10 protein-coding genes and 1 pseudogene are annotated in these 9,030 nt (G+C 69.4%); 8 read left to right on the forward strand and 3 right to left on the reverse strand.

The features are described from left to right. From GA0115259_RS17295 to GA0115259_RS17315, 5 genes are all read left to right on the forward strand, one after another. A partial coding sequence (locus tag GA0115259_RS17295) for a carbohydrate kinase family protein (protein WP_237540121.1) occupies window positions 1-604 on the forward strand: 604 nt, incomplete at its 5' end. A 194-nt stretch (window positions 605-798) separates the two neighbouring features. Continuing rightward, window positions 799-1,830 carry a PhoH family protein gene (locus GA0115259_RS17300; RefSeq protein WP_093597560.1) on the forward strand — a complete coding sequence of 344 codons (1,032 nt, stop codon included), beginning with the start codon at window positions 799-801 and terminating at the stop codon, window positions 1,828-1,830. Window positions 1,831-1,844: 14 nt separating this feature from the next. Then, window positions 1,845-2,342: an rRNA maturation RNase YbeY gene (ybeY, locus tag GA0115259_RS17305; RefSeq protein WP_093597563.1), complete on the forward strand. Its 498-nt coding sequence runs from the start codon at window positions 1,845-1,847 to the stop codon at window positions 2,340-2,342. Further along, entirely contained in the window at window positions 2,339-3,628 is a 1,290-nt protein-coding gene (locus GA0115259_RS17310) for a hemolysin family protein (protein ID WP_093597566.1), read from the forward strand. The genes ybeY and GA0115259_RS17310 overlap by 4 nt, the downstream gene beginning before the upstream one ends. Continuing rightward, on the forward strand, window positions 3,625-3,984 hold the full coding sequence (locus GA0115259_RS17315; RefSeq protein WP_093597569.1) for an MmcQ/YjbR family DNA-binding protein: 360 nt from the start codon (window positions 3,625-3,627) through the stop codon (window positions 3,982-3,984). The genes GA0115259_RS17310 and GA0115259_RS17315 overlap by 4 nt, the downstream gene beginning before the upstream one ends. Before the next feature lie 54 nt (window positions 3,985-4,038). Here the strand turns inward: GA0115259_RS17315 and GA0115259_RS17320 are convergent, their stop codons facing one another. After that, a complete protein-coding gene (locus tag GA0115259_RS17320; RefSeq protein ID WP_093597572.1) occupies window positions 4,039-5,337 on the reverse strand; it encodes an MFS transporter in 1,299 nt (432 codons plus the stop codon). An 8-nt stretch (window positions 5,338-5,345) separates the two neighbouring features. On the opposite strand from GA0115259_RS17320, the pseudogene GA0115259_RS17325 reads away from it, so the two are divergent. The 3 genes and pseudogenes from GA0115259_RS17325 to era all read left to right on the forward strand — a co-directional run. After that, a pseudogene (locus GA0115259_RS17325) lies at window positions 5,346-5,969 on the forward strand (XRE family transcriptional regulator); the annotation flags it as partial. Window positions 5,970-6,065: 96 nt separating this feature from the next. After that, the gene (locus GA0115259_RS17330) at window positions 6,066-6,431 is read left to right on the forward strand and encodes a cytidine/deoxycytidylate deaminase family protein (protein ID WP_093597575.1); all 366 of its coding nucleotides are present in this window, start codon (window positions 6,066-6,068) and stop codon (window positions 6,429-6,431) included. A gap of 109 nt (window positions 6,432-6,540) precedes the next feature. Continuing rightward, window positions 6,541-7,500 carry a GTPase Era gene (era, locus tag GA0115259_RS17335; RefSeq protein ID WP_093597578.1) on the forward strand — a complete coding sequence of 320 codons (960 nt, stop codon included), beginning with the start codon at window positions 6,541-6,543 and terminating at the stop codon, window positions 7,498-7,500. Window positions 7,501-7,781: 281 nt separating this feature from the next. Here the strand turns inward: era and GA0115259_RS17340 are convergent, their stop codons facing one another. Together GA0115259_RS17340 and GA0115259_RS17345 are read right to left on the reverse strand one after the other, a co-directional pair. Beyond that, on the reverse strand, window positions 7,782-8,057 hold the full coding sequence (locus GA0115259_RS17340; protein WP_093597581.1) for a protealysin inhibitor emfourin: 276 nt from the start codon (window positions 8,055-8,057) through the stop codon (window positions 7,782-7,784). A gap of 50 nt (window positions 8,058-8,107) precedes the next feature. Continuing rightward, window positions 8,108-9,030, reverse strand: a 923-nt coding sequence (locus tag GA0115259_RS17345; protein WP_107469205.1) for a M4 family metallopeptidase, incomplete at its 5' end; no start/stop codon positions are given.

Here is a 9,030-nt window from a genome sequence, read left to right on the forward strand (position 1 = left end):
GATCGCCCGCGCCGTCCGCCACGGCGCGCGGATCTTCGCCGATGTCGGCTGGGACGAGTCGGGCCGCTGGGATCTCGCGGGACTGGCCGATCTGGAGCACTGCGAGGCCTTCCTGCCCAACGCCGAGGAGGCCATGCGTTACACCCGTACCGACTGTCCCAAGGCAGCCGCGCGGCTGCTCGCCGAGCGGGTGCCGGTCGCCGTCGTCACGCTGGGCGCGGAGGGCGCGTACGCCGTGGACGGCGCCACCGGCGAGACCGCCGAGGTCCCGGCCATCGCGGTGGAGGCCCTGGATCCGACGGGCGCGGGCGATGTCTTCGTGGCGGGCTATGTCACCGGTACGCTCGCCGACTGGCCGCTCGCGGACCGGCTGGCCTTCGCCGGGCTGACCGCCGCGCTCTCGGTCCAGGAGTTCGGCGGCTCGCTCTCCGCGCCCGGCTGGTCGGAGGTCGCGGCCTGGTGGCAGTACGTGCAGGCCTGCTCGGACCAGGATCCGGCGGCCCTGCGGCGCTATGCCTTCCTGGAGGAGCTGCTGCCCGCGCCGAGCAGGCCGTGGCCGCTGCGCAGGGCCGTACCGACCATCGGTTTCGGCCGCTCGGGCTGAGCCCGGGCCGGTGCGGACGCCCGTCGCCCGGGCTCGTACCGCGAGCTCGCCCCGGTACGTATCGCAAGGTTCAGGAACGGCACGGGTAAAAGCCCTGGGGCTTGTCAGTGCGGAGCCGTACGCTGGTACCTCAGAGGTTGTCGAGCAGCGAGAACCCTGCAACGGGAGGTATGCGCAGGCCACAGCGCCGGCCCATGACTCAGACACCTACAGCCCGGACCCCCGCGGAGGGGCAGGCACGTACCCACTTCACCGTCCCCGCCAATCACCCCATGGTGACGGTCCTGGGCTCAGGGGATTCCCTGCTCCGTGTGATCGAGAAGGCGTTCCCGGCCGCGGACATCCATGTCCGGGGCAACAAGATCAGCGCGAGCGGCAGCGCGGCGGATGTCGCGCTCGTCCAGCGCCTGTTCGACGAGATGATGCTGGTGCTCCGCACCGGTCAGCCGATGACGGAGGACGCAGTGGAACGTTCCATCGCCATGCTCAGGGCGAGCGAGAACGGCGGTGCGGACGGCGCCGAGACCCCCGCCGAGGTACTCACCCAGAACATCCTGTCCAGCCGGGGCCGGACCATCCGCCCCAAGACCCTGAACCAGAAGCGGTATGTCGACGCGATCGACCAGCACACGATCGTCTTCGGCATCGGTCCCGCCGGTACGGGCAAGACCTATCTCGCCATGGCCAAGGCGGTCCAGGCCCTCCAGGCCAAGCAGGTCAACCGGATCATCCTGACCAGGCCCGCCGTCGAGGCGGGTGAGCGGCTCGGCTTCCTGCCCGGGACGCTCTACGAGAAGATCGACCCGTATCTGCGCCCGCTCTACGACGCACTGCACGACATGCTCGATCCCGACTCGATCCCGCGGCTGATGGCGGCGGGCACGATCGAGGTCGCGCCGCTGGCGTACATGCGGGGCCGCACGCTCAACGACGCGTTCATCATTCTCGACGAGGCCCAGAACACCAGCCCCGAGCAGATGAAGATGTTCCTCACGAGGCTCGGCTTCGAATCGAAGATAGTCATCACCGGTGACATCACCCAGGTCGACCTTCCCGGCGGCACGAAGAGCGGTCTGCGCCAGGTCCAGGACATCCTGGAAGGCGTGGACGATGTGCACTTCTCCCGTCTCACCTCGAAGGATGTCGTACGGCACAAGCTCGTCGGCCGTATCGTCGACGCGTACGAGCTGTACGACAGCCGCAACGACGGCCGAAACGGGAAGTAGAACAAGAGCGCACCATGTCGATCGACGTCAACAACGAGTCAGGCACCGAGGTCGACGAGCAGGCGATCCTCGATGTCGCCCGCTACGCGCTCACCCGGATGCGTATCCACCCGCTCTCCGAGCTGTCGGTGATCGTGGTGGACGAGGCGGCCATGGAGCAGCTCCATATCCAGTGGATGGATCTGCCGGGACCGACGGATGTCATGTCCTTCCCGATGGACGAGCTGCGTCCGCCGGTCAAGGACGACGAGGAGCCTCCGCAGGGGCTCCTCGGTGACATCGTCCTCTGTCCGGAGGTGGCGAAGAAGCAGGGCGAGGAAGCCCCGACGCGGCACACCATGGACGAGGAGCTCCAGCTCCTCACCGTCCACGGTGTGCTGCATCTCCTCGGTTACGACCATGAAGTGCCGGACGAGAAGGCCGAGATGTTCGGCCTCCAGGCCGCGATCGTCGACAGCTGGCGATCCGAACAGGGGCTCACGGGTCCGTCCCCCGCGCCGACCGTCTCGTGACCGCGCAACTGATCGTCGGAGCGGTCGCCCTGGTCGTCGTCGCCTGGCTGGCGGCGTCGGCCGAGGCGGGCCTCGCCCGGGTCTCCAGCTTCCGGGCGGCCGAGGCCGTCCGCTCAGGGCGGCGCGGCGCGGCCAAGCTGGAGCAGATCGCCGCCGATCCGACGCGCTATCTGAATGTGGCCCTGCTGGTCCGGGTCGCCTGTGAGATGGCGGCCGGAGTGCTGGTGACGTATGTCTGTCTCAACGAGTTCGAGGAGACCTGGTCGGCGCTGGTCGTCGCGATCGGTGTGATGGTCCTCGTCTCGTATGTCGCGGTGGGCGTCTCGCCGCGCACCATCGGCCGTCAGCATCCGCTGAACACGGCGACGGCCTCGGCGTATGTGCTGCTGCCGCTCGCCAGGATCATGGGCCCGATCCCGCAGCTGCTGATCCTCCTCGGCAATGCCCTCACGCCGGGCAAGGGCTTCCGCAAAGGCCCGTTCGCCAGCGAGGCCGAGCTGCGGGCCCTGGTCGATCTCGCCGAGCAGGAGTCCCTCATCGAGGACGACGAGCGGCGAATGGTCCACTCCGTCTTCGAGCTGGGCGACACCCTCGTACGGGAAGTCATGGTCCCGCGCACCGACCTGGTCTGTATCGAGCGCTACAAGACGATCAGACAGGCGCTGACGCTGGCCCTGCGCTCCGGCTTCTCCCGGATCCCGGTGACCGGTGAGAACGAGGACGACATAGTCGGCATCGTCTATCTCAAGGACCTGGTCAGAAAGACCCATATCAACCGGGACTCGGAGAGCGATCTGGTCTCCACGGCGATGCGGCCCGCCGCCTTTGTCCCGGACACCAAGAACGCCGGTGATCTGCTCCGCGAGATGCAGCAGGAGCGCAGCCATGTCGCGGTCGTCATCGACGAGTACGGCGGCACGGCCGGCATCGTCACGATCGAGGACATCCTGGAGGAGATCGTCGGTGAGATCACCGACGAGTACGACCGCGAGCTGCCGCCGGTCGAGGAGATCGGCGACGGCTCCTACCGGGTCACGGCCCGGCTCGACATCGGTGATCTCGGCGAGCTGTTCGGGCTCGACGAGTACGACGACGAGGATGTGGAGACGGTCGGCGGACTGCTGGCCAAGGCGCTGGGCCGCGTCCCGATCGCCGGAGCGAGCGCCAAGGTCGAGCTGCCCGACGGGCGCGGCCTGCGGCTGACGGCGGAGTCCCCGGCCGGCCGCCGCAACAAGATCGTCACGGTCCTGGTGGAGCCGGTGCGCAAGGAGGAGCCCGCCGCGTGACACCGGAGGAGCTGCGGGCCTGGTGCCTGGGGCTGAACGGGACGTCCGAGGACGTCCCGTTCCCACGCAGCCCTGAGCTGACCGTCTTCCGGGTCGGTGGCAAGATCTTCGCGTTCTGCTCGCTGGAGGAGGAGCCGCTGAAGGTCGCCCTCAAGTGCGATCCGGAGGAGGCGATCCGGCTCCGCGAGGCGCATACCGCGATCGTGCCCGGCTGGCATCTCAACAAGCGCCACTGGAACACGGTGACGGTCGGAGAGCTGCCCGCGCGGATGGTGCGGGAGCTGATCGAGGACTCGTACGACCTGGTGGTGGCCGGTCTGCCGAGAGCGGAGCGGCTGCGGCTCGACCGGCCCTGAAAGCCCTGAGCGCGGTCAGGGCCGTGACGTCCGCCGTCAGGGGCGACGAGGCCGTCAGGGCTGTCGGGTGCGGAGGCCGACCGCCACCAGCAGTGCCGCCGTAACCACGATCGCCGCGTCCACGGCCAGGACGAGCCGTACTCCGTCGTACAGCACGGTCCGAGCCGCCGCCACCGCGCCCAGCAGCGGGATACCGACGGTGATACCGACCTGCTGAGTCGTGGTCACCAGACCCGTCGCGAGCCCCTGCTCCTTGTCGGGGACGCGCGAGGTCACGGTCAGTCCGTACGAGATGACCGCGACGAGATGGCACATGCTCGCCAGCGAGACACCGACGGTCGCCAGCACGACGCCCGAGCCGCTGCCCAGGCCCAGCAGCGCCGCGGTGAACAGCCCTTGGCCGAGCAGGGACACGGCCAGGGCGCGACGGGCACCGAAGCGGCCGATCAGCCGGACGGCCAGCGAACCCGCGACCACGGACAGCACGCCCTGGAGCCCGAAGACCAGCCCGGTCTCGAAGGCGGACAGCCCGAGCGAGTCCTGGAGATAGAGAGTCAGGACGAAGACGACCGTGCTCATCATCGAGAAGGTGACCAGACCGCCCAGATTGCCGAAGGCCACGGTGCGTCGGCGCAGCATGGGCAGGGAGACCAGCGGCGCGGCACTGCGCGCCTCGACCAGGACGAAGGCCACCAGCAGTGCGACGCCCGCGATCAGGGTGACCAGCACATCCGCGCCGCCGAAACCGTGGTCGGCGGCGGTCGACAGGGCGTAGATCACGGCCAGCAGTCCGCCTGTCACGGTCACCGCGCCCGGGATGTCGAGCCGTGGCCGGTCGGTGGTACGGGACTCGGGCAGCAGACCGGGCGCCAGGGCGAGCACGACGAGCGCGGCGACGGCCAGCAGCCCCATGGTGGAGCGCCAGCCCAGTGTGTCGGTCAGTACACCGCCCAGCACCATGCCGATGGTGAAGCCGAGCGAGAGCAGCGTGCCGCTGATGCCCAGTGCCCGGTCGCGCTGCGGCCCTTCCGGGAAGGTGGTGGTCAGCAGCGACATCCCGGTCGGGACGATCACGGCGGCGCCCAGCCCTTGGAGCGCGCGCCCCGCCAGGAAGACCGTCGGGCTCCGGGCCAGGGTGGCCAGCAGCGAGGCCGCGCCGAAGACGGCGAGGCCGGTGAGGAACAGTCTGCGGCGGCCGTAGAGATCGGCGATCCGGCCGAAGAGCAGCAGAAAGCCGCCGGACGGCAACGCGAAGGCGGTGACCGCCCATTGCAGCGCGGACCGGCTCATCCCGAGATCGGCGCCGAGGACGGGCAGGGCCACATTCAGTACGGAGAAGTTGAGCGCCACCATGAACTGGGCTGAGCGGCGCCGAGCGCCGCCATCTGTATGTGCTGGCCGGGCTCAATCCGCCTCAGCCCGAGGCGGATCCGGCGGCGCTCGGTATGTGCACCGGGCTCCGGCGGCTGATCGACGCCTGGATGCCGTATCCCGCGCACATCATGGACGGCTACTGGAACGTGCTCATGTACAACGACGCGGCCTCGGTGGTCCACGGTCTGCGGCCCGGGTTCTCCCGGAACTGCCTGATCAATTTCTTTACCGATCCGATCTACCGCACACGGATCACGCACTGGGAGGAGATCGCGCCGCGGATCGTCGCGCAGTTCCGCGCCGCCTGTTCGGAGCGCCCGGACGACGAGGGATTCCAGGCGGTGGTGCGGGAGGCGAAGGAGCGCAGCGACGAGTTCGCCCGGCTGTGGGAGCAGCGGGACATCGCGCCGGCCGGACAGGTGCGCGAGGAGCTGGTGAACCCGCTGGTCGGCACCCTGCTGCTGGAGGCCACCCAGCTCAGAGTGCCGGCCAGGCCCGATCTGGTGATCATGCTGCACACTCCGCTGCCGGAGGCGGACACGGCGGCGAAGCTGGAGTGGCTGGCGTCACCGGAGGGCCGGCGCGGCTCGCTGTACCCGGTCGCGGGCTGATTGCTGACGGCGGGTCGCGGGTCGCGGGCTGACAGCCGGGCGCTTCCCGGTCTCCCCGTTGGCGGAGGCGCCGAACCCGCTGCCTATGCTCGGCATATGACTGAGAGCACCGATCCCGGCACCGGCCTCGGCCCCGAGGACCGCAAGATCATCACTCTGGCCCGGAGCGCCCGCGCCCGTAACGGCGTACCGGAGGGCGCGGCCGTACGGGACGAGACCGGGCGTACGTATGTCGCCGGCACCGTGGAACTGGCCTCCCTCAAGCTCAGCGCGCTGCGCACCGCGGTCGCGATGGCCGTGGCCAGCGGTGCGAACTCACTGGAGGCGGCGGCCGTCGTCACCGACGCGGAGACGGCGTCCGAGGAGGACCGCGCGGCCGTCCGCGATCTGGGCGGCGCGGGGACCCCGGTCCTGGTGGCGGGCCCCGACGGCACGCTGCGGGTGATCGTCGAGGCGGGCTGACCCGCGCTCGGTGGTCCGGCCGGCGACGGTCCGTCCGCGGCTGTCGGGGACGCCTCGATGGTGACCGTCATGGCCGATCTGGTCGGCGCAGCGTGAACGATCGGGGAGAATGGGCGCCATGAGCGCTCGTACCTCCTCTCCCGAGACAGCCGAAGTCCCCCACCGGGCGGGCTTCGCCTGCTTCGTCGGCCGCCCCAACGCGGGCAAGTCCACCCTCACGAACGCTCTCGTCGGTCAGAAGGTGGCCATCACCTCGAACCGGCCGCAGACCACCCGGCACACCGTCCGTGGCATCGTGCACCGTCCCGAGGCCCAGCTCATCCTGGTCGACACCCCGGGCCTCCACAAGCCGCGCACCCTGCTCGGCGAGCGCCTGAACGATGTGGTACGGACGACCTGGGCCGAGGTCGATGTGATCGGTTTCTGTCTGCCCGCAGACCAGAAGCTCGGCCCGGGCGACCGGTTCATCGCCAAGGAACTGGCGGCCATCAAGAAGACGCCGAAGGTCGCCGTCGTCACCAAGACGGACCTTGTCGACTCCAAGACGCTCGCCGAGCAGCTGATCGCGATCGATCAGCTCGGCAAGGAAATCGGTCTGGAGTGGGCGGAGATCGTCCCGGTCTCGGCCGTCGGCGACAAGCAGGTCGGCCTGCTGGCGGATCTGCTGGTCCCGCTCCTCCCGGAGAGCCCTCCGCTCTACCCGGAGGGCGATCTCACCGACGAGCCCGAGCAGGTCATGGTCGCCGAGCTGATCCGCGAGGCGGCGCTCGAAGGCGTACGGGACGAACTTCCGCACTCGATCGCGGTCGTGGTCGAGGAGATGCTCCCGCGCGAGGACCGCCCTGCGGACAAGCCGCTCCTGGACATCCACGCGAACGTCTATATCGAGCGCCCCAGCCAGAAGGGCATCATCATCGGCCCCAAGGGCAAGCGCCTCAAAGAGGTCGGCACCAAGTCCCGCAAACACATCGAGGCCCTGCTCGGCACCCCGGTCTTCCTCGACCTCCACGTAAAGGTCGCCAAGGACTGGCAACGCGACCCGAAGCAACTCCGCAAACTGGGCTTCTGAGCCGGCCGCCCGCGGACCGGGCTGCCGGAGCGCCGCTCGGTCACCGGCTCGATTTTGATCTGCGAGAGCACCCAGTTCAGCCGGGCCATGTTCGTACCCGCATGTGCTCGTGCGGCTGGAGCCATCCGTGCAGCCGGGCATCTGCCTTGGCCCTTTCCGCATCGTTGAAGGCTCCGTGCTCCTCCTAAGCCCCGTGCCGCTTCCACCGGCTCCTCCGGGAGCGTGACGGGGATTTTCTTGGTGGCCATGCGGTCGCCATTCTGTGATACGGCCCGGCCCGTTCAGGCGCCTTCCTTGAGGACGCGGGAGATCAGGGTGCGCTGGGACTCGGAGAGGTGGGGGTCGGCGCAGTGGAATTCTTGGTCGTCGACCGTGATCCGGTAGCTGAAGCCGTCGGGGACCACCGGGGAGCCGGGGTCCCGGGAGGCGTCCGTCATGGCCTGTTCGGCGAGGTGCTGCCAGGTGGGGGCGTCGGCGTCGGGCAGGTGTAAGGTGTCGACCTCGGCCCTGCGCTCGATGCCCGCGAAACCGCCCGTACGACGTACTTCGATACGCATGGCTCCTGTCTAGTGCCTGGAGGGCGGGCGCGGTAGCCGACGCTCCCGGCTCACTCCGTTGTGGGTACGCCGACCTGGGACCAGGCCTTGACCACCGCCTCATGCTCCGCGCCGTCCCCGAAGCGGGACCGCGCCGCCGCGACGGCCAGCCGGGCGAAGTCCGCGAAGTCCGCGTCGGCCGTCAGCTCGCCGCCGGTCAGCACGTCGAACCAGATCCGGCCCGCCCGCTCCCACGCCTTTCCGCCCAGCCGCTCGGCGAGCAGATAGAACGCGTGGTTGGGAATGCCGGAGTTGATGTGCACTCCGCCGTTGTCCTGGTTCGTACGGACGTAGTCGTCCATGACGGCCGGCTGCGGGTCCTTGCCGAGCACATCGTCGTCGTACGCCGTGCCCGGCGCCTTCATGGAGCGCAGCGCGACGCCGGTGACACGCGGCGCGAGCAGGCCCTGCCCGATCAGCCAGTCGGCCTGATCGGCGGTCTGATCCAGGGTGAACTGCTTGACCAGAGAGCCGAGGACGTCCGACATGGACTCGTTCAGCGCGCCCGACTGTCCGTAGTAGTTGAGATTGGCCGTGTACTGCGTGACTCCGTGGGCCAGCTCATGGCCGATCACATCGACCGGGATCGTGAAGTCGAGGAAGATCTCGCCGTCACCGTCGCCGAAGACCATCTGTTCGCCGTCCCAGAAGGCGTTCGCGTACTCCCGGTCGTAGTGGACGCTGGCGGTCAGCGGCAGTCCCGCGCCGTCCAGGGAATCACGGCCGTACGCCGTCAGCAGCAGCTCGAAGGTGGCGCCGAGCCCGCTGTACGCGCGATTGACGGTGGCGTCCCTGCCGGGCTCGCTGCCCTCGCCGCGGACCTTTGTGCCCGGCAGGGACGTGCCGTGCCGGCAGTCGTGGACAGCGCGGTCCGGCTTTCCCGTCGGCCCGGCAGTCGCGGCGGCCCGCGACGGCACGGCGCCACGGGCCGCCG

Source organism: Streptomyces sp. MnatMP-M17 (assembly GCF_900091995.1).
GTDB lineage: Bacteria > Actinomycetota > Actinomycetes > Streptomycetales > Streptomycetaceae > Streptomyces.

Excerpts from the sequence above, each read along its gene's own strand:
- GA0115259_RS17300 (WP_093597560.1), top strand. The coding sequence starts at position 799 with ATGACTCAGACACCTACAGCCCGGACCCCCGCGGAGGGGCAGGCACGT.
- ybeY (WP_093597563.1), top strand. The coding sequence starts at position 1,845 with ATGTCGATCGACGTCAACAACGAGTCAGGCACCGAGGTCGACGAGCAG.
- GA0115259_RS17320 (WP_093597572.1), bottom strand. The coding sequence starts at position 5,337 with ATGGTGGCGCTCAACTTCTCCGTACTGAATGTGGCCCTGCCCGTCCTC.
- GA0115259_RS17330 (WP_093597575.1), top strand. The coding sequence starts at position 6,066 with ATGACTGAGAGCACCGATCCCGGCACCGGCCTCGGCCCCGAGGACCGC.
- era (WP_093597578.1), top strand. The coding sequence starts at position 6,541 with ATGGGCGCCATGAGCGCTCGTACCTCCTCTCCCGAGACAGCCGAAGTC.
- GA0115259_RS17340 (WP_093597581.1), bottom strand. The coding sequence starts at position 8,057 with ATGCGTATCGAAGTACGTCGTACGGGCGGTTTCGCGGGCATCGAGCGC.